This window comes from Acidovorax sp. 59 (assembly GCF_002754175.1).
Classification (GTDB): domain Bacteria; phylum Pseudomonadota; class Gammaproteobacteria; order Burkholderiales; family Burkholderiaceae_C; genus Acidovorax; species Acidovorax delafieldii.
Map to the genome: position 1 here is coordinate 2,542,001 of NZ_PEET01000001.1, position 17,789 is coordinate 2,559,789.

Consider the following 17,789-nt stretch of genomic DNA (forward strand, 5'->3'; position numbering starts at 1 on the left):
ACTCACTCCCACTCAATCGTCGCTGGTGGCTTGCTGCTCACGTCGTACGTCACGCGGTTGATGCCACGCACTTCGTTGATGATGCGGCCTGACACCTTCTTGAGCAGCGCGTAGGGCAGTTCGGCCCAGTCGGCGGTCATGAAGTCGCTGGTCTGCACGGCGCGCAGTGCCACAACGTAGTCATAGGTGCGGCCGTCGCCCATCACGCCCACGCTCTTGACGGGCAGGAACACGGTAAAGGCCTGGCTGGTGAGGTCGTACCAGGTCTTGCCAGTGGCATCGTCCACAAAGTTGCGCAGCTCTTCGATGAAGATCGCATCCGCACGGCGCAGCAGGTCGGCGTATTCCTTCTTCACCTCGCCCAGAATGCGCACGCCCAGGCCCGGGCCGGGGAACGGATGGCGGTAGACCATGTCGGGCGGCAGGCCCAGGGCTACGCCCAGTTCGCGCACTTCGTCCTTGAACAGGTCACGCAGGGGTTCCAGCAGCTTCAGGCCGAGCTGCTCTGGCAGGCCACCCACGTTGTGGTGGCTCTTGATGGTGACGGCCTTCTTGCTCTTGGCGCCGCCGGATTCGATCACGTCGGGGTAGATCGTGCCCTGGGCCAGGAAGGTGGCGCCCTTGTGGCCACCGGTGCCTGCCTTGAGCTTGGCGGCCTCGGCCTTGAACACGTCCACAAACAGGCCGCCGATGATCTTGCGCTTTTGCTCGGGCTCGCTCACCCCAGCCAGCTTGCCCAGGAACAAGTCGCTGGCGTCCACGCGGATGACCTTGGCGTGCAGCTTGCCCTCGAACATGTCCATGACCATGTCGCCTTCGTTCAGGCGCAGCAGGCCGTGGTCCACAAACACGCAGGTGAGCTGGTCACCAATGGCGCGGTGGATCAGCGCGGCAGCCACGGACGAATCCACGCCGCCCGACAGGCCGAGGATCACCTCCTCATCGCCCACCTGCTCGCGAATCTTTTGCACAGCCTCTTCGATGTAGTCGCCCATGACCCAGTCGGCACGGGTGCCGCAGATGCCCAGCACAAAACGCTCCAGCAAAGCGCGGCCCTGCACGGTGTGTGTGACTTCAGGGTGGAACTGCACGGCGTAGTAGTGGCGGCTTTCGTCGGCCATGCCAGCGATGGGGCATGAGGGTGTGGAGCACATCACCTTGAAGCCCGGGGGCAAGGCAGTGACCTTGTCGCCGTGGCTCATCCACACCTTGAGCATGCCATGGCCTTCGGGCGTGGCGAAGTCTTCGATGCCCTTGAGCAGTTCGGTGTGGCCATGGGCGCGCACTTCGGCGTAGCCAAATTCGCGGGTGTTGGAACCCTCGACCTTGCCGCCCAACTGCTGGGCCATGGTCTGCATGCCGTAGCAGATGCCCAGCACGGGGATGCCGAGTTCAAACACCGCATCCGGCGCCTTGTCATCCACCTCGTACACGCTGGCGTGGCTGCCCGACAGGATCACGCCCTTGAGCGAGCCGTCCTTGGCATAGTCGCGGATCCACTCGTCGGTCACGTCGCAGGGGTGCACCTCGCAGTACACATGGGCCTCGCGCACGCGGCGGGCGATGAGCTGGGTGACTTGCGAGCCGAAATCGAGGATGAGGATTTTCTGGTGTTGCATGGTGGTGGTCCGTCAGAGGCTGGAGAGATCAAGAAGCGGGACGCCGCTGCGCCGGGCGGCAGCGATCTGGTGAGAATCAAAGGTGGCCAGAGGCAGGCGCAGCGAGCGCGCCAGCCACAGGTAAGCAGCATCAAAGGTGGGCAGGCCGGTTTCCAATGCCACGTCGAGCACGGCTTTGTGCTGGGCAGGGGCCAGTTCGTGCAATTCGACGCGGTGACGAATGGCTTCGAGCACGCCCCACAGGCCTTCGACGGAAGCGGCTGGAATGCGCCCGCTGTTCACACCGGTGGCCAGTATGTTGTGGCACTCCCAGTGCCAGAGGTTGGGCGCCTGCGGCTCGACCTCATCGCGGCGGATCAGGGCGTACAGGCGGCGGGTGTGTTCGCTGGCCGCGTCCGGCAACAACCAGGCGGCAGTGACCGAGGCATCAAGCACGAAAGCGGTCATGCAGTGCTCCGCCCTGCACGGCGCAAGCCATCCACTGTTGTTGACCCAGCGGGTTGAATGCTGGCATGCAACACGTCCATCTGGCCCAGTTCGCGCGCAATCTGTTCGTCAGAAATCACTGGGCGGCGGCGCACCGGCAGCATGCGCACCACCTCTTTGCCATGGCGGGTGATGCGCACTTCCTCGCCCTGCTCGACCAGTTCAATCAAGGCAGAGAACCTGCTTTTCGCTTCGTAGATGCCAACGGACTGCATAAATAAAAAAGTCTGGCCTGAATGGTGAATTCAGACCAGACTATATCAGTCTGACCAGATTTTTTCAATCAGGCCAGATCGGTTTGCAACTAACTATTAGTCAGCGCGGTAGTTCGGCGCTTCCTTGGTGATCTGCACATCGTGCACGTGGCTTTCGCGGATACCAGCAGTGGTGATCTCGACGAACTCGGCCTTGTTGTTCATCTCTTCGATCGTGGCGCAACCGCAGTAGCCCATGGAGGCACGCACGCCGCCAGCCATCTGGTAGACGATGCTGACCATGGAGCCCTTGTAGGGCACACGGCCTTCGATGCCTTCAGGCACCAGCTTGTCGGCATTGGGATTGCCGGTGCTCGATTCCTGGAAGTAGCGGTCGGCACTGCCCTGCTGCATGGCGCCAATGGAGCCCATGCCGCGGTAGCTCTTGTAGCTGCGGCCCTGGAACAGGATGACTTCGCCCGGCGCTTCTTCAGTGCCCGCAAACATACCACCCATCATCACCGTCCCAGCGCCAGCGGCCAGGGCCTTGGCGATGTCGCCGCTGTAGCGGATGCCGCCGTCCGCGATCAGTGGCACGCCGGTGCCCTTGAGGGCCGTGGCCACGTTGTCGATGGCCATGATCTGGGGCACGCCCACACCCGCCACGATGCGGGTGGTGCAGATGGAACCGGGGCCGATACCGACCTTGACCGCATCCGCACCGGCCTCAACCAGTGCCAGGGCTGCAGCGCCGGTCGCGATGTTGCCGCCGATCACGTCGATCTGCGGGTAGTTCTGCTTGACCCAGCGCACGCGGTCGATCACGCCCTTGCTGTGGCCGTGGGCCGTGTCCACCACGATGGCGTCCACACCGGCCTTGACCAGCGCTTCAACGCGTTCTTCGGTGCCTTCACCCACACCCACCGCCGCGCCTACGCGCAGGCGGCCTGCGGCATCGCGGGCAGCGTTGGGAAAGCTGGTCTGCTTGGTGATGTCCTTCACCGTGATCAGGCCCTTGAGCTCAAAGGCGTCGTTCACGACCAGGATGCGTTCGAGTTTGTGCTTGTTGAGCAGCGCCTTGGCTTCGGCCGGCGTGGTGCCCTCTTTTTCATTGACCGTGATGAGTTTCTCGCGCGGGGTCATGATCTGGTGGACCTTGACGTCGTAACGGGTCTCGAAGCGCAGGTCGCGGCCGGTAACGATACCCACCACCTTGCCGCCGTCGCACACGGGAAACCCAGAGATGCCCAGTTGTTCGGACAGCTGGAGCACCTGCAGCACGGTGTGCTCGGGGGTGATGACCACGGGATCACGCAGCACGCCAGACTCGTAGCGCTTGACCTTGGCCACATGAGCAGCCTGCTCTTGCGCCGTGAGGTTCTTGTGCACGATGCCGATGCCGCCCTCCTGGGCAATAGCAATGGCCAGACGCGCCTCGGTCACGGTGTCCATGGCGGCGGACACGAGCGGCAGGTTCAGTTGGATATTGCGGGAGAGTTTCGTCGCGAGGGACGTGTCCTTGGGCAGGACCTGGGAGTACGCTGGCACCAGCAACACATCGTCGAAGGTGAGCGCTTTTCCAAGAAGGCGCATGAGAAAGCTCCAAAAAACGGATTGTACCCGCGCCGCGTGTGGTGAAAACGCGCCCACCCGTCTGCAACGCACTGGCGGGGGGGGAATCACATGGATAAACTTGTCCGCATGAAAATGCACAAGCTTCTCCTGCTGGCCGTGGCCTGCACCTGGGCCATGGGCGCGGCGGCGCAATGGCAGTGGACAGACAAAGACGGGCGCAAAGTCTTCAGCGATCGTCCGCCACCACCCGATATCCCCGAAAAGAGCATCCTGAAACAGCCTGGGGGCAACCGCCCGGCACGGACTGCCGTCCCGGCCGCGCCCGCAGCCTCTGACGCGGCGCCCGCAGCAGCAGCAGCAGCAGCGCCCAAGACCGCTGCCAGCGCCCCTGGTGCTGGCAAGGACAAGGAGCTGGAAGAGAAGAAAGCCCAGGCCGAGGCCGCAGAAGCCGCCAAGAAAAAGGCCGAGGACGAAAAGATCGCCAAGGCCAAGGCTGAAAACTGCACCCGCGCACGCGCAGCCAAAGCAGCGTTCGATGCTGGCAAGCCCATCACACAAGCGAACGCCCAGGGTGAAAAAATCTTCCTGGATGGCCCCGCCCGCGCGGCCGAAGCCAAGCGCATCGACGAGATTGTCGCGGCCGACTGCGTACGCTGAGCTGCATGCTGCTCCGCTACCGCGCGGATCAACTCAGCAGTATCAGTAGCCTGACTTGCCCCCTGGTCGGCGGCGCGCAAAGAGTCCTGTAGTGCGCGCCCCCTGTCGGGCAAAGCGCTCCCGCCGTGCTACCTTGGGGTCCACCTTCAAAGGTCGGTAGATTTCTACGCGGTCCTTGGGCTGCAACCCCACATCCAGATTAGTAGCACGGCCCCAGATACCGACGCACGGTGCGCCCCCCTCCTCCAGCGCGGACAGCGTGGCCATACCGCAGCTGGCGTGCAGGGCATCCGCTACCGTGGCGCCCACCGGCAAATCCAGAGTCCACTCACGCACCTCGCGCGGAGCCAGGCAGACGACGACGGTGATAGCGATGGTCGCCGGGGCACCTCCACCCACCTCAGCCATAGACCTGTTCCGCTCGCTTGACGAAGGCATCGACCATGCTCCCTGCGATGCGGTCAAACACCGGCCCCACCAGCGTGGCCAACGCAGCACTGTCAAACCCATAGTTCAGCATCAACTCCACCTTGCACGCACGCTGCGTGCCGTCCCCCACGGGATGAAAGTGCCAATCCCCGTCCAGCCGTGAGAACGGTCCTTTCACCAGATGCATCTGCACACGCCTGCCCACTTCGTGCGTGTTGCGTGTGACAAAGGTCTGGCGAATGCCGCTGAATGCAATGCCCACCTCGGCGGTCATGCCCTCTTCGGTCTGCTCCAGCACTGCGGCGCGGTCGCACCAGGGCAGGAACTGCGGGTAGTGCTCCACCCCGGTGACCAGGGCAAACATCTCTTCGGGGCTGTACCAAATGAGGACGGACTTGTGGACGGTTTTCATGCAGGCAACTGGCGCGGGGCTTTCGAAGGGGAAAGGCGGGCCGGGGAAACTAGAATCACGGGTCTCTGAACGGCCACAATTGTATGTAGGGAGACCTTTTATCTTCCGCAGGGCGCCGCATCTGATCTACATGGCCAAAAAACCCGATCCCACCTCCCGCATTGCCGACAACAAGAAAGCGGCCTACAACTACTTCTTCGAGGAGCGCCACGAGGCGGGCATGGTGCTGCACGGCTGGGAAGTCAAGGCGCTGCGCGAAGGCAAGGTGCAGCTGACCGATGGCTACGTGCTGATCCGCGATGGCGAGCTGTATCTGCTCGGCTGCCTGATCATGCCGCTCAAGACAGCGTCCACCCATGTCAACCCCGAATCGGCACGCACCAAGAAGCTGCTGCTCAAGAAGGACGACATCAAGCGCCTGATTGGCAAGGTCGAGCAAAAGGGCTACACGCTGGTACCCATCAACCTGCACTGGAAGAACGGCTTCGTGAAGTGCGAAATCGCCCTGGCCAAAGGCAAGGCCGAGCACGACAAGCGCGACACCATCAAGGACCGCGAAGGCAAGCGCGAGGTGGAGCGCGCCATGAAGAGCAGGAACAAATAGTCCCCAAAGTCGCTGAGCGATGTCCCCCAAGAGGACCGCATACGGGGAGGCGGAGCAGCCTTGAACGTGTGCGCTGGCCCGGGCCGTGCCAGTTTCGAAGGCCCTGCGCGCTGCTGGTCACTATTTTTTCAGTTGTGATGGAATAAATCACCATGTCCGGGTGTTCATCCCGGTGCAAGGCAGCATTCGCCTCCGCCTGCACCACCCTCTGGAGAAACCCATGAAGAAACTGATCTCGATGGCCGCATTCGTCGCAGCAGCTGCTCTGGCTGGCTGCGCCACCATGGACGACTCGCCCGTGAAGACCATGGACGGCGTACTGGTCGGCGCGGGCGGCATGACGCTCTATACGTTTGACCGCGATGCTGCAGGCAGTGGCAAGTCAGTGTGCAACGGCCCCTGCGCCACCAACTGGCCGCCGCTGATGGCCAGCAAGGCCCCTGGCGGCGACTACAGCGTCGTCACCCGCGACGATGGCAAGACCCAGCTGGCCTACAAGGGCAAGCCGCTGTACTACTGGATCAAGGACACCAAGCCCGGAGACAAGACGGGCGAAGGCGTGAACCAGTTGTGGCGCACCGCACGGCCGTAAGAGCCCACGCAGCGCAACACAGCCCCGCACGGCATGAATCGCTCCCAGGTCATCGAACAGCTGCCGGGCCTGCGCCGCTACGCGCGGGTGCTGACGGGCGATGCCTGGGCAGCTGATGACCTCGTGCAGGACACGCTGGAGCGGGCCTGCAGCAAATGGATGCTGTGGCGCACCGGCAGCGACCTGCGCGCATGGTTGTTCACCCTGATGCACAACCTGTATCTCAACCAACGCCGCGCGTTGCCCGCGCTGCCCCCTCTGGACATCGATGAGGTTCAAGACCAGCTGCAAGGCGCCCGTGCGCCCTCGGATGACGCCCTGGACCTGGAGCGCTGCCTGCAGCGGCTGCCCGCCGACCAGAGGGCCGTGCTGCTGCTGGTGGCGATGGAGGACATGAGCTACGAAGACACCGCACGCATCCTGAGCATTCCGGTGGGTACTGTCATGTCACGCCTGTCGCGGGCCCGCATGCGCCTGCGCGTGCTGATGGACCGCGAGCCAGCACAAGGCTCCGCGCCGGCCTCATCGACCGCCCAGGCAGGCTCAGCCGCAGCCGCAGGCCCAACGCCAGCACTGCGCCGCCTCAAATAGTCACCCTGACCCCAATCCTCCTCCATGGACCCGACACACTCTGCCCACCCACCACGCGCTGACGAGAGCAGCGCCTGGCATGCCCTTGTGGATGGCCAGTTGCCGGCCGCACAGGCACAGGCGCTGCGCGAGCAACTGCGGGACGATGAGGAGGCTCAGGCCACACTGGCCCAATGGCAGGCACAGCGGCAGCGGCTGCAAACCCTCCATCAGGACCTTCTCCAAGCCCCCGTTCCCGATGCCTTGCTGGCCGCTGCGTTGCGTGCCACAGACCGCCGGGACCAACAGGCGCAGTGGTGGCGTTGGGGTGGCATGGCCGCCTCGGTGCTGCTGGCCTTTGTGCTCGGCTGGACGGGCCGCAGCCAGTGGCCCGCAGGGTTACCCGGTAAAACACTGGCGACCGGCCAAGGAGCCACGCTGGTGGCAGCCGAACCGGCGCAGCGCTTCGCACAGCAGGCCTCGGTGGCGCACGCTGTGTACCAACCCGAAGTGCGTCACCCCGTGGAGGTCACGGCTGCCCAGCAAGACCACCTGGTGCAATGGCTGTCCAAACGGCTGGACCGACCGCTGAAAGTCCCTGTGCTGGGCGCCCAGGGCTATGAACTGGTGGGAGGCCGGTTGTTGCCCGGCGATACCGGCGTGCGCGCGCAGTTCATGTACCAGAACAGTGCAGGCCAGCGGATCACGCTGTACCTGGGTGCTCTAGCACCCACCATGCCCCGCCCCGCCAGCGACAACAGGGGCGAAGACACCAGGGCGCGCGTGGAAGCAATTGCGGCAGCGCCCACCACCGCGTTCCAGTTCACCCACGAAGGCCCGGTGCCTGGCTTTTACTGGACGGATGCAGGCTTTGGTTACGCTCTGAGCGGGCAGTTGTCACGCCCCGAGTTGTTGAGCCTGGCCACAGCGGTGTACCAGCAGCTGAACCCCTGACGCGCCATCAGGGGGCCGTCGTACCGGCGTGCCCGACAACTACGACCTTCGCCGGTCAGGACAAATGGGCCAGCGGATGGGCGTGTGCGGGCCAGGGGCTGGCAAAGAACGGTGCCACCATCTCCGGCGTCACATCTTCAATGCGGCCCGGATTCCACTGAGGCGCATGGTCCTTGTCCACGGCCAGGGCACGGATGCCTTCCACGGTCTCACTCTGTCCTGGGCGCAGGAAAAAGCAGTGGCGCACCATATCGCGCTCCATGCGCAGGTCGTCGGCCAGGCCCATCGCACGGGCGCGGCGAATCTGCTCCAGCACCACATGCAGCATCAGTGGCGAACGCTTGCGCAGCGTAGCGGCCGTGGTGCGTGCCCAGTCGCTGTCGGCGGCCTCGAGTGCCCGCACGATCTCGCCAACGGTCGGCAGCGCAAAATATTGATCAATATCGGCCAGAGCGCCAGTACCGCTTGCCTGAGATGCTACAAATTGAGAAACAACATAGGCCTTGATGGCCGCGCCATCTGCAAAGCTTTGGGTGGCCAGCGCATCCCACACCTCGGCCTGCCGGTCTGACGGCAGGCAGCCATCGGCCAGCTGGTAGGCGATGGCATCTCCCGCGCCGATGGTGTCGCCGGTCAGTGCCAGCCACTCGCCCACGCGGCCCGGGCAGCGGCTCAAGAAGTAACCCCCGCCCACGTCCGGGAATAGGCCAATCGCCGTCTCGGGCATGGCCATCTTGGTGCGCTCGGTCACTACGCGCAGGGCGGCGCCCTGGCTGATGCCCATGCCGCCCCCCATCACGATGCCATCCATGAAGGCGACGTAGGGCTTGGCGTAGTTGTGGATCAGGTGGTTGAGCGCGTATTCCTCGGTGAAGAAGTCCTCGATCAGCGGGTTGCCCTGGCTACCCGCCTGGTGCAGAAAGCGGATATCGCCCCCTGCGCAGAAAGCACCAAACGGGCCTTCCTTGTTGCTGCCACGGATGGCCACGGCCAGCACCCGCGCATCGTTCTGCCATGCCAGCAGGATGCCCATCAGGTCACGCACCATACCCAGCGACAAGGCATTGAGCGCACGCGGGCGGTTCAGGGTAATGAAGCCCACCTGGCCACGCACTTCGCTCCACACTTCAGACACGACCGTCTCCGTCATTTTTGTTCCTTCCAACCCAACAGTTCATTGAAAACCAGCGCACCAATCACCAGTGCGCCCCCCGTCAGCACCGCCGTGCCAGGCTTTTCGCCCGCGCCCAGCCATGCCAGCAAGATGCCAAAGATCACTTCAAGCAGCCCGAGCAGCGCCATCTCGGGCGCCTTGAGCACGCGCCCGCAGCGCACGGCCAGCACACAAGGGATGGCCAATTGCACCACGCCCAGCAAGGCCAGCAGGCCCAGGTCGTGGGCCGACGCCTGAAAAGGCAGCGCCAGTGGCAGCGTGGCCACCACCGAAATCACTGCGCCGACCAATACCGCAGGCACCAGGTCCACCGCATGGCCATGGTGCTGCGAATGTTGTACCACCGTCCAGTTGATGGCGGCGGCCACAGGCACACACAGCGCCACCAGCGTGCCCGCCAGAGGGAGGCCCGCCATCTGCGAACCATACATCCACGCAATACCCAGCCCCGCCACGGCAATCGCAGCCCAGGTGCGCGGGGCGATGTGATGGCCGATGAACACCCTTGCAAACAGCGCTGTGAGCAGCGGCCCCACGGCCATCGTGACCAGCACATTGGCCACCGGCATGAGAACCAGCGCCACCATGAACGCCGTGAACATCACGCTCCAGCACACGCCAGAGATCCACAACGCACGGCCACTGTGGCGCATGGAGGCAAACACCGCCCTGCCCTGCAGCGCGGGCAAGATGACCAGCAGCGACAGCAACGTGAAAAAGCTGCGCCAGAAGGTCACTTCAAAACTTGCCGCATGCTCCAGGTGGCGCGTGACCACGCCGGCGATGGACCACATCAGGGTCACCGCCACCATCAGCAGCACCGCCCGGGTATGGGTGAGTTTCAACATGGTTTGTTCAGGGTTCAGACAGAAAAAAGGCCACTGCGTGGCAGTGGCCCTTTCGGAAACGCTGAGCTTATCAAGAACGGGAGGCGCGCTTGCGCTCGTTTTCGGTCAGATAACGCTTGCGCAGGCGCACGGACTTGGGCGTGATTTCGACCAGTTCGTCGTCCTCGATGAACTCCACGCCGTATTCGAGCGTGAGGTCGATCGGAGGCGTGATCTTGATCGCGTCTTCCTTGCCGGACACGCGGAAGTTGGTCAGCTGCTTGGTACGTGTGGCGTTCACCACCAGGTCGTTATCACGGCTGTGGATGCCGACGATCATGCCTTCATACACAGGGTCGTTGGCCTTCACGAACATGCGACCACGGTCGTCCAGCTTGCCCAGCGCGTAGGTGAAGATTTCACCGTCGTCCATGGAGATCAGCACGCCGTTCTTGCGGCCGCCGATGTCGCCCTTGTGTGGCTCGTAGCTGTCGAAGATGTTGCTGATGAGGCCGGAGCCGCGCGTCAGGTTCAGGAATTCGTTGGTGAAACCGATCAGGCCACGGGCCGGGATGCGGTACTCCAGGCGAACGCGGCCACGGCCGTCGGACTCCATGTTCACCAGCTCGCCCTTGCGCTCGCCCAGGGCCTGCATCACGCCGCCCTGGTGGCCTTCTTCGATGTCGGCCGTCACCAGCTCGATAGGCTCGTGCTTGACACCGTCGATGTCCTTGAACACCACGCGGGGCTTGGACACGGCCAGCTCGTAACCTTCGCGGCGCATGTTTTCCAAGAGGATGGTCAGGTGCAGTTCACCACGGCCCATCACTTCGAAGATGCCTTCTTCGTCGGTTTCGTTCACGCGCAGGGCCACGTTGTGCTGCAGTTCCTTTTGCAGGCGGTCCCAGATCTGGCGGCTGGTCACGAACTTGCCTTCGCGGCCGGCCAGCGGGCTGGTGTTCACGCAGAAGTTCATGGTCAGCGTGGGCTCATCCACCTTCAGCATGGGCAGCGGCGCGGGGTTGGCGGGGTCGGTCACGGTCACGCCGATACCAATGTCTTCAATGCCGTTGATCAGCACGATGTCGCCAGGGCCTGCCAAGGGGGTCTGCATGCGATCGAGGCCCTGGAATGTCAGCACCTGGTTCACACGGCCCTTCACGGCCTTGCCATCAGGGCCTTCCATGACGATCACGTCCTGCATGGGCTTCAGGGTACCCTGGCTGATGCGACCCACGCCGATGCGGCCCACGAAGCTGGAGAAGTCCAGCGCCGAAATCTGCAGCTGCAGCGGCGCATTGGCATCGCCCGTGTTGGGCGGAACGTGCGAGAGGATGGTGTCGAACAGGGCCGACATGTCGGGGCCCCACTGCTCACCGGGCGCGCCTTCTTCCAGCGACGACCAGCCGTTGATGCCCGAGGCGTACACCACGGGGAAGTCGAGCTGTTCATCGGTAGCACCGAGCTTGTCGAACAGGTCGAACGCGGCGTTCACCACCTTGTCGGGGTTGGCACCGGGCTTGTCCACCTTGTTCACCACCAGGATGGGGCGCAGGCCCAGCGCCAGGGCCTTCTTGGTCACGAAACGCGTCTGGGGCATGGGGCCTTCTTGCGCATCGATCAGCAGCACCACGCTGTCCACCATGGACAGCGCACGTTCCACTTCGCCACCGAAGTCCGCGTGGCCGGGGGTGTCCACGATGTTGATGTGCGTGCCCTTCCAGCTCACGGCGCAGTTCTTGGCCAGGATGGTGATGCCGCGTTCCTTTTCGATCGCGTTGTTGTCCATCACGGTATCGACGACCTTTTCGTGGTCGGCGAAGGTGCCGGACTGGCGCAGCAGCTGGTCCACCATGGTGGTTTTGCCATGGTCAACGTGGGCAATGATGGCGATATTGCGGATTTGTTTAGTCATAGTTTTTCCAATATGCCGCTGTGCGCCATGGACGCGGAATGCGGCGTGCTTTCCAAAATTTGTTGAATTTCCAGCGGACTCAGGAGCCTGTCCGGCACCAGCTCCCCGCCCACGATGTGGCCCACCCCAAGCAGCGCCGGGGGATTCTCGCCAAACACCGCCACGGCACTGGCATCGGGCCAGTTGCCACGGCGACGCACGCCCGACAGGAATCGGGCTGCATTCTCACCGTCCAGCGTGACACGCATGTGTTGTGCCAGCAGTGACTCGGGCGCTTCCAGACTGGCCAGGCGTTCTGCCTCGGGCATGGCCTCCAGCTGGGCCAGCGTGACACAGCGCTCCACACCAATGCCCCCAGTGTCGATGCGGCGCAAGAAGGTCAGGTGAGCCCCGCAGCCCACCGCCGCACCAATGTCTTCACCCAACGTACGGATGTAGGTGCCCTTGCTGCAGGTCACTATCATTTTAATAGCTATCTGCGCTTGATCTGTCTGCACCAGCGTCAGCTTGAGGGCATGGATGATCACGTCCCGTGCTTCGCGCTCCACCGTGACACCGGCGCGTGCATATTCGTACAGCGCCTTGCCGTCCTTCTTGAGCGCGCTGTGCATCGGCGGCACCTGGCGGATGGGACCCGTGAACTGTTGCTGCACAGCCGCCAGGCGCTCTGGCGTGAGTTGGGCAGCATCTACGTCGCAGCGTTGCACCACGTCCCCCTCGGCATCGCCGGTGGTCGTGGTGGCGCCGAGCAGCGCAATCGCCTCGTAGGTCTTTGCGGCATCCAGCTGCAGCTGGCTGAACTTGGTGGCGGCGCCGAAACACAGAGGCAACACGCCCGTGGCAAGCGGATCCAGCGTGCCCGTATGGCCCGCTTTCTCGGCGCGCAGCAGCCATTTCGCCTTTTGCAAGGCGTCATTGCTCGAAAGGCCGAGCGGTTTGTCGAGCAGCAACACCCCATGCACAGGGCGCCGCTGCACCCTGGTGCGTGGCGCGTGCATGGACTAATCCTCTTTGGCGCGCGAAGACACCGCCTTGGCGATCAAGGCGTTCATGTCGGCTGCACGCTCGGAGGTGCGGTCGAACACGAAGTGCAGCGTAGGCACGGTGTGGATGTGCAGGCGCTTGAACAAGCCATTGCGCAGGAATCCAGCCGCCTGGTTGAGCGCCGCCTGCGTTTCCACAGGGTCGCCCGTCAACAGGCTGAAGAACACCTTGGCATGGGCGTAGTCGGGAGTCACCTCCACGCCCTGCAGCGTCACCATGCCCACGCGCGGGTCTTTCAACTCGCGCGCGATCAGCTCCGTCAGATCACGCTGGATCTGGTCGGCCACCTTGAAGGCGCGGTTGGGGGTGGAAGATTTCTTCGCAGCCATATCGTCGTCACCGAGGCTTTACAGCGTCCGGGCGATTTCCTTGATGTCAAAGAACTCGAGTTGATCGCCTTCCTTGATGTCGTTGTAGTTCTTGAGCTTGATACCGCACTCAAAGCCTTCCTTGACATCCTTGACATCGTCCTTGAGGCGCTTGATCGAGTCGACTTCGCCGGTGTAGACCACCACGTTGTCGCGCAGCAGACGGAACTTGGCGTTGCGATGGACCATGCCGGACGTGATGTACGAACCCGCCACAGTACCGATCTTGGAGGCCACGAACACGGTGCGGATCTCGGCCGTACCAATGACTTCTTCGCGCTGCTCGGGAGCCAGCATGCCGGACATCGCCACACGCAACTCGTCCACAGCGTCGTAAATGATGCTGTAGTAATGCAGGTCCACGCCATTGCCTTCGGCCAGCTTGCGCGCACCGGCATCGGCACGCACGTTGAAGCCGATCACGATGGCCTTGGAGGCGATCGCCAGGTTGATGTCGGACTCGCTGATGGCGCCCACAGCGGCGTACACCAGTTGCACCTTGACCTCGTCAGTCGAGAGCTTGAGCAACGACTGGGCCAGCGCTTCCTGCGAGCCTTGCACGTCGGCCTTGACGATGATGGGCAGGGTCTTGACCTCACCGGCCGTCATGTCGGCGAACATGTTTTCCAGCTTGGCGGCTTGCTGCTTGGCCAGCTTGGTGTTGCGGAACTTGCCTGCACGGTACGTCGCGATCTCACGGGCACGGCGCTCGTCCGTCAACACCATGAATTCGTCACCCGCCTGCGGCACTTCCGTCAGACCCTGGATTTCGACAGGAATCGATGGGCCAGCCGTCTTGGCGACCTTGCCGTTTTCGTCCAGCATGGCGCGCACGCGGCCATAGGTCTGGCCAGCCAGCACCACATCGCCCACCTTCAGCGTACCGGACTGCACCAGCACCGTGGCCACAGGGCCGCGGCCCTTGTCCAGCTGGGCTTCGATCACGAGACCCTTGGCCAGCGAATCCACCGGCGCCTTGAGTTCCAGCACTTCGGCCTGCAGCAGCACTTGCTCCAGCAGGGTGTCGATGCCCATGCCGGTCTTGGAGGACACGGGCACAAACGGCGAATCGCCACCGTATTCTTCAGGCACCACCTCTTCGACCACCAGCTCCTGCTTGACGCGGTCGGGGTTGGCATCAGGCTTGTCAGCCTTGGTGATGGCCACCACGATCGGAACACCCGCCGCCTTGGCGTGCTTGATGGCTTCCTTGGTCTGGGGCATGACGCCGTCGTCGGCGGCCACCACCAGAATCACGATGTCGGTGGCCTGGGCACCACGGGCACGCATGGCCGTGAAAGCCTCGTGGCCCGGGGTGTCGAGGAACGACACCATGCCGCGTGGCGTTTCCACATGGTAGGCGCCAATGTGCTGGGTAATGCCACCGGCTTCACCCGCAGCCACCTTGGCGCGGCGGATGTAATCCAGCAGCGAGGTCTTGCCATGGTCCACGTGACCCATCACGGTCACGACCGGAGCGCGCGGCAACAGTTCTGCGTTTTGCTGGCCTGCATCTTCGTGGGTGAAGGCTTCCGGGTCGTCCAGCGCAGCCACGACGGCCTTGTGGCCCAGCTCTTCCACCACGATCATGGCCGTGTCCTGGTCCAGCGGCTGGTTGATGGTGACCATCTGGCCCATCTTCATCAGCGCCTTGATGACCTCGTTGGCCTTGATGGACATCTTGTGCGCCAGTTCAGCCACGGTAATGGTCTCGGGCACATGCACTTCGATGATGCGTGCTTCGACCGGTGTGGCCTGCTGGTGATCATCACGGTGGTCGCGGTTGTCGCCACGGCGGCCACGCGGGCCACCACGCCAGTTGTTGCGACCGACACCGCCGCTGCTGTCGCCGCGGGTCTTGATTTCTTTTTTCTTGGCCGTGTCATTGGCCCAGCTGGAGGACAGCTTGGCTGACTTCACTTCCTTGCCAGCGCCAGGCGCACCCGCGCCCGCTCCAGCAGCAGCGGGAGCACCGGCGCGCGCCACGCCAGTACCGACTGCCGGCTTGTGCAGCGTGCCCTTCTTGGCGTCGCCCACGGCAGCAGGCTTGGCCACTGGCTTGGGTTCCTCGGGCTTCTTGGCGACCATGACCGCCTTCTTGGGCGTAGCCATCATGGAGCGAATGGCGGCAGCTTCTGCCTCGGCCTTGCGGCGACGTGCATCCAGGTCGGCCGCACGGGCGGCTTCTTCGTCAGAGCGGGCCTTGGATTCGGCAGCAGCCTTTTCGCGGGCTTCGTTCTGTGCTGCCGTGCGCGCAGCGGCTTCGGCAGCCTGCTCGCGGGTGGCTTCCTGCTTGACGGCAGAAGCCTGGGCCTTCTTCTCAGCTTCCTGAGCAGCGTAAGCGGCAGCACGCTCTTCGGCTTCGCGCTCGCGCTTTTCGCGGGCTTCGCGCTCGGCGCGCTTTTCGGCCAATTCCGCCTCCTGGCGGCGGATCAGCTCGGCCTGGCGGCGGGCTTCTTCCTCGCGGCGGGACAGCTCAAGGTCTTCACTCGACACAGCGGGTTCTTCCACCGCCGCGGGTGCGTGCGACTCTGCAGCAGCCTCCGCACCTTCGTCGCGCTGAATGAACGTGCGCTTCTTGCGCACTTCCACCTGGATGGTACGGGCCTTGCCCGTAGCGTCCGCCTGCTTGATTTCGCTGGTGGACTTCTTGACCAGCGTGATCTTCTTGCGATCGGCCGAGGCCGTGCCGTGGCTGGCCTGCAGGTAAGCAAGCAGCTTTTGCTTGTCCGACTCGGTCAACGCGTCAGAGGGAGCAGCCTTGCCCACGCCGGCAGCCTTGAGCTGGTCGAGCAGGGTTTCAGGCGATTTTTTGAGTTCGGTAGCGAACTCGGCGACAGTGTTACTGGACATATGTGGTTCGTGCCTCCCTGACCTTTACTCTTGCCCCGCGAACCAGTGTTCGCGCGCCTTCATGATCAAGGCTTTGGCTTCCTCTTCAGACTGTCCGGTCAGGTCGGTCAGTTCATCAATGGCCAGATCGGCCAGGTCGTCACGTGTGTGCACACCGCCTTCGGCCAATTTGGCAATCAGCTCAGGGGTGAGGCCTTCGAGGTCGCGCAGGTCCTGGGAGACCTCTTCCACGCTTTCCTCACGGGCAATTTCCATGGTGAGCAGCGCGTCCTTGGCACGGGCCCGCAGCTCGTTGACGGTGTCTTCATCGAAGCTTTCGATCTCCAGCATTTCCTGCAGGGGAACGTAGGCCACTTCTTCGAGGCTGTTGAAGCCTTCGGAGATCAGGATGTCGGCGATTTCCTCGTCCACATCGAGCTTTTCCATGAACAGCTTGCGGGCCGTATCGGTCTCGTTGGCCTGCTTTTGCGCGCTTTCAGCGGCGTCCATGATGTTGATCTTCCAGCCGGTCAGGTCGGACGCCAGGCGCACGTTCTGACCACCACGGCCGATGGCGATGGCGAGGTTTTCCTCGTCCACGACCACATCCATGGCGTGCTTTTCTTCATCGACCACGATGGAGGACACGTTGGCCGGAGCCAGTGCGCCAATCACGAACTGTGCGGGGTCTTCGGACCACAGCACGATGTCCACGCGCTCGCCAGCAAGCTCGTTGGTCACCGCGTTCACACGGGTGCCACGCACGCCGACGCAGGTGCCGATGGGGTCCACGCGCTTGTCATGGGACAGCACGGCGATCTTGGCACGCGAGCCGGGGTCACGGGCGCAGGATTTAATCTCCAGCAGGCCTTGCTCGATCTCGGGCACTTCCTGGCGGAAGAGTTCGATCATGAACTCAGGCGCCGAACGCGACAGGATGATGGGAGCGCCACGCAGCGTCAGGTCCACTTCCATGATCATGGCCCGCACGCGGTCGCCGCTGCGCAGGTTTTCCTTGGGGATCATTTCGCTGCGGCGCAGACGGCCTTCCACGCGGCCGGACTCGACAATGATGTCGCCCTTGTCCATGCGCTTGACGGTGCCGGTGAAGATCTTCTCGCCGCGCGACATGAAGTCGTTGAGCAACATTTCGCGCTCAGCGTCGCGGATCTTCTGCAGGATGACCTGCTTGGCAGCCATGGCGCCGATGCGACCGATGGGCACCGACTCGACACCCTCTTCGATGTACTCGCCGACTTCGATGTCTGGGATGCGATCCTTCGCATCCATCAGCAGCTCTTCGGCTTCGGGGTTTTGCAGGCCCGCATCGTCGGGCACCACCAGCCAGCGACGGAAAGTCTCGTAGTTGCCGCTGTCGCGATCCACGGACACGCGAATGTCCACCTCGCCCTGGTACAGCTTCTTGGTAGCCTGGGCCAGGGCCGACTCCACGGCGCCCAAGACCACATCACGCTCCACGTTCTTTTCGCGCGAAATGGCCTCAACCAACATCAACAATTCGCGATTCATGCGACGA

Annotated in this window: 18 protein-coding genes; 5 read left to right on the forward strand and 13 right to left on the reverse strand. The window is 63.3% G+C overall.

All coding sequences use genetic code 11. The features are described from left to right. Window positions 1-2: 2 nt before the first annotated feature. The 4 genes from guaA to guaB form a co-directional block, all read right to left on the reverse strand. Window positions 3-1,619, reverse strand: a complete 1,617-nt coding sequence (gene guaA / locus CLU87_RS11465; RefSeq protein ID WP_099730517.1) for a glutamine-hydrolyzing GMP synthase — start codon at window positions 1,617-1,619, stop codon at window positions 3-5. Window positions 1,620-1,631: 12 nt separating this feature from the next. Continuing rightward, window positions 1,632-2,066: a type II toxin-antitoxin system VapC family toxin gene (locus CLU87_RS11470; RefSeq protein WP_099730518.1), complete on the reverse strand. Its 435-nt coding sequence runs from the start codon at window positions 2,064-2,066 to the stop codon at window positions 1,632-1,634. Next, window positions 2,063-2,320 (reverse strand): type II toxin-antitoxin system Phd/YefM family antitoxin, encoded by a 258-nt coding sequence (locus tag CLU87_RS11475; protein WP_099730519.1) that lies wholly within the window; start codon window positions 2,318-2,320, stop codon window positions 2,063-2,065. Before CLU87_RS11475 ends, CLU87_RS11470 begins: the two co-directional genes overlap by 4 nt. Window positions 2,321-2,416: 96 nt before the next feature. Continuing rightward, on the reverse strand, window positions 2,417-3,892 hold the full coding sequence (guaB, locus tag CLU87_RS11480; protein WP_055398151.1) for an IMP dehydrogenase: 1,476 nt from the start codon (window positions 3,890-3,892) through the stop codon (window positions 2,417-2,419). A 108-nt stretch (window positions 3,893-4,000) separates the two neighbouring features. Here guaB and CLU87_RS11485 point away from each other — a divergent pair, with 108 nt between their 5' ends. Then, window positions 4,001-4,531, forward strand: coding sequence for a DUF4124 domain-containing protein (locus CLU87_RS11485; protein ID WP_099730520.1), 531 nt, complete (start codon window positions 4,001-4,003; stop codon window positions 4,529-4,531). Window positions 4,532-4,573: 42 nt separating this feature from the next. Here the strand turns inward: CLU87_RS11485 and CLU87_RS11490 are convergent, their stop codons facing one another. Further along, on the reverse strand, window positions 4,574-4,939 hold the full coding sequence (locus CLU87_RS11490; RefSeq protein ID WP_099730521.1) for an RnfH family protein: 366 nt from the start codon (window positions 4,937-4,939) through the stop codon (window positions 4,574-4,576). After that, window positions 4,932-5,372, reverse strand: a complete 441-nt coding sequence (locus CLU87_RS11495; protein ID WP_056746485.1) for a type II toxin-antitoxin system RatA family toxin — start codon at window positions 5,370-5,372, stop codon at window positions 4,932-4,934. Before CLU87_RS11495 ends, CLU87_RS11490 begins: the two co-directional genes overlap by 8 nt. Before the next feature lie 130 nt (window positions 5,373-5,502). Here CLU87_RS11495 and smpB point away from each other — a divergent pair, with 130 nt between their 5' ends. The 4 genes from smpB to CLU87_RS11515 all read left to right on the forward strand — a co-directional run bounded on the left by smpB (window position 5,503) and on the right by CLU87_RS11515 (window position 8,092). Continuing rightward, complete coding sequence (gene smpB, locus CLU87_RS11500) at window positions 5,503-5,976, forward strand: SsrA-binding protein SmpB (RefSeq protein ID WP_056746487.1); 474 nt, start codon at window positions 5,503-5,505, stop codon at window positions 5,974-5,976. A gap of 220 nt (window positions 5,977-6,196) precedes the next feature. Further along, window positions 6,197-6,568: a hypothetical protein gene (locus CLU87_RS11505; protein ID WP_099732139.1), complete on the forward strand. Its 372-nt coding sequence runs from the start codon at window positions 6,197-6,199 to the stop codon at window positions 6,566-6,568. Between the two features lie 33 nt (window positions 6,569-6,601). Then, window positions 6,602-7,159 carry an RNA polymerase sigma factor gene (locus CLU87_RS11510; RefSeq protein ID WP_099730522.1) on the forward strand — a complete coding sequence of 186 codons (558 nt, stop codon included), beginning with the start codon at window positions 6,602-6,604 and terminating at the stop codon, window positions 7,157-7,159. Between the two features lie 24 nt (window positions 7,160-7,183). After that, window positions 7,184-8,092, forward strand: a complete 909-nt coding sequence (locus CLU87_RS11515) for an anti-sigma factor (protein ID WP_099730523.1) — start codon at window positions 7,184-7,186, stop codon at window positions 8,090-8,092. Window positions 8,093-8,147: 55 nt separating this feature from the next. Here the strand turns inward: CLU87_RS11515 and CLU87_RS11520 are convergent, their stop codons facing one another. From CLU87_RS11520 to nusA, 7 genes are all read right to left on the reverse strand, one after another. Continuing rightward, window positions 8,148-9,242: an enoyl-CoA hydratase/isomerase family protein gene (locus CLU87_RS11520; protein ID WP_099730524.1), complete on the reverse strand. Its 1,095-nt coding sequence runs from the start codon at window positions 9,240-9,242 to the stop codon at window positions 8,148-8,150. After that, window positions 9,239-10,114 carry a DMT family transporter gene (locus tag CLU87_RS11525; RefSeq protein WP_099730525.1) on the reverse strand — a complete coding sequence of 292 codons (876 nt, stop codon included), beginning with the start codon at window positions 10,112-10,114 and terminating at the stop codon, window positions 9,239-9,241. The genes CLU87_RS11520 and CLU87_RS11525 overlap by 4 nt, the downstream gene beginning before the upstream one ends. Before the next feature lie 70 nt (window positions 10,115-10,184). After that, window positions 10,185-12,008: a translational GTPase TypA gene (typA, locus tag CLU87_RS11530; protein ID WP_056063883.1), complete on the reverse strand. Its 1,824-nt coding sequence runs from the start codon at window positions 12,006-12,008 to the stop codon at window positions 10,185-10,187. Beyond that, window positions 12,005-13,006, reverse strand: coding sequence for a tRNA pseudouridine(55) synthase TruB (gene truB / locus CLU87_RS11535; protein WP_099730526.1), 1,002 nt, complete (start codon window positions 13,004-13,006; stop codon window positions 12,005-12,007). The genes typA and truB overlap by 4 nt, the downstream gene beginning before the upstream one ends. Window positions 13,007-13,009: 3 nt before the next feature. Continuing rightward, complete coding sequence (gene rbfA, locus CLU87_RS11540) at window positions 13,010-13,381, reverse strand: 30S ribosome-binding factor RbfA (RefSeq protein ID WP_008904004.1); 372 nt, start codon at window positions 13,379-13,381, stop codon at window positions 13,010-13,012. Between the two features lie 18 nt (window positions 13,382-13,399). Further along, window positions 13,400-16,273, reverse strand: a complete 2,874-nt coding sequence (infB, locus tag CLU87_RS11545; protein ID WP_099730527.1) for a translation initiation factor IF-2 — start codon at window positions 16,271-16,273, stop codon at window positions 13,400-13,402. 24 nt (window positions 16,274-16,297) lie between these two features. Further along, entirely contained in the window at window positions 16,298-17,782 is a 1,485-nt protein-coding gene (gene nusA, locus CLU87_RS11550) for a transcription termination factor NusA (protein WP_056063891.1), read from the reverse strand. Between the last annotated feature and the right edge of the window lie 7 nt (window positions 17,783-17,789).

Excerpts from the sequence above, each read along its gene's own strand:
- guaA (WP_099730517.1), bottom strand. The coding sequence starts at position 1,619 with ATGCAACACCAGAAAATCCTCATCCTCGATTTCGGCTCGCAAGTCACC.
- CLU87_RS11470 (WP_099730518.1), bottom strand. The coding sequence starts at position 2,066 with ATGACCGCTTTCGTGCTTGATGCCTCGGTCACTGCCGCCTGGTTGTTG.
- CLU87_RS11475 (WP_099730519.1), bottom strand. The coding sequence starts at position 2,320 with ATGCAGTCCGTTGGCATCTACGAAGCGAAAAGCAGGTTCTCTGCCTTG.
- guaB (WP_055398151.1), bottom strand. The coding sequence starts at position 3,892 with ATGCGCCTTCTTGGAAAAGCGCTCACCTTCGACGATGTGTTGCTGGTG.
- CLU87_RS11485 (WP_099730520.1), top strand. The coding sequence starts at position 4,001 with ATGAAAATGCACAAGCTTCTCCTGCTGGCCGTGGCCTGCACCTGGGCC.
- CLU87_RS11490 (WP_099730521.1), bottom strand. The coding sequence starts at position 4,939 with ATGGCTGAGGTGGGTGGAGGTGCCCCGGCGACCATCGCTATCACCGTC.
- CLU87_RS11495 (WP_056746485.1), bottom strand. The coding sequence starts at position 5,372 with ATGAAAACCGTCCACAAGTCCGTCCTCATTTGGTACAGCCCCGAAGAG.
- smpB (WP_056746487.1), top strand. The coding sequence starts at position 5,503 with ATGGCCAAAAAACCCGATCCCACCTCCCGCATTGCCGACAACAAGAAA.
- CLU87_RS11505 (WP_099732139.1), top strand. The coding sequence starts at position 6,197 with ATGAAGAAACTGATCTCGATGGCCGCATTCGTCGCAGCAGCTGCTCTG.
- CLU87_RS11510 (WP_099730522.1), top strand. The coding sequence starts at position 6,602 with ATGAATCGCTCCCAGGTCATCGAACAGCTGCCGGGCCTGCGCCGCTAC.
- CLU87_RS11515 (WP_099730523.1), top strand. The coding sequence starts at position 7,184 with ATGGACCCGACACACTCTGCCCACCCACCACGCGCTGACGAGAGCAGC.
- CLU87_RS11520 (WP_099730524.1), bottom strand. The coding sequence starts at position 9,242 with ATGACGGAGACGGTCGTGTCTGAAGTGTGGAGCGAAGTGCGTGGCCAG.
- CLU87_RS11525 (WP_099730525.1), bottom strand. The coding sequence starts at position 10,114 with ATGTTGAAACTCACCCATACCCGGGCGGTGCTGCTGATGGTGGCGGTG.
- typA (WP_056063883.1), bottom strand. The coding sequence starts at position 12,008 with ATGACTAAACAAATCCGCAATATCGCCATCATTGCCCACGTTGACCAT.
- truB (WP_099730526.1), bottom strand. The coding sequence starts at position 13,006 with ATGCACGCGCCACGCACCAGGGTGCAGCGGCGCCCTGTGCATGGGGTG.
- rbfA (WP_008904004.1), bottom strand. The coding sequence starts at position 13,381 with ATGGCTGCGAAGAAATCTTCCACCCCCAACCGCGCCTTCAAGGTGGCC.
- infB (WP_099730527.1), bottom strand. The coding sequence starts at position 16,273 with ATGTCCAGTAACACTGTCGCCGAGTTCGCTACCGAACTCAAAAAATCG.
- nusA (WP_056063891.1), bottom strand. The coding sequence starts at position 17,782 with ATGAATCGCGAATTGTTGATGTTGGTTGAGGCCATTTCGCGCGAAAAG.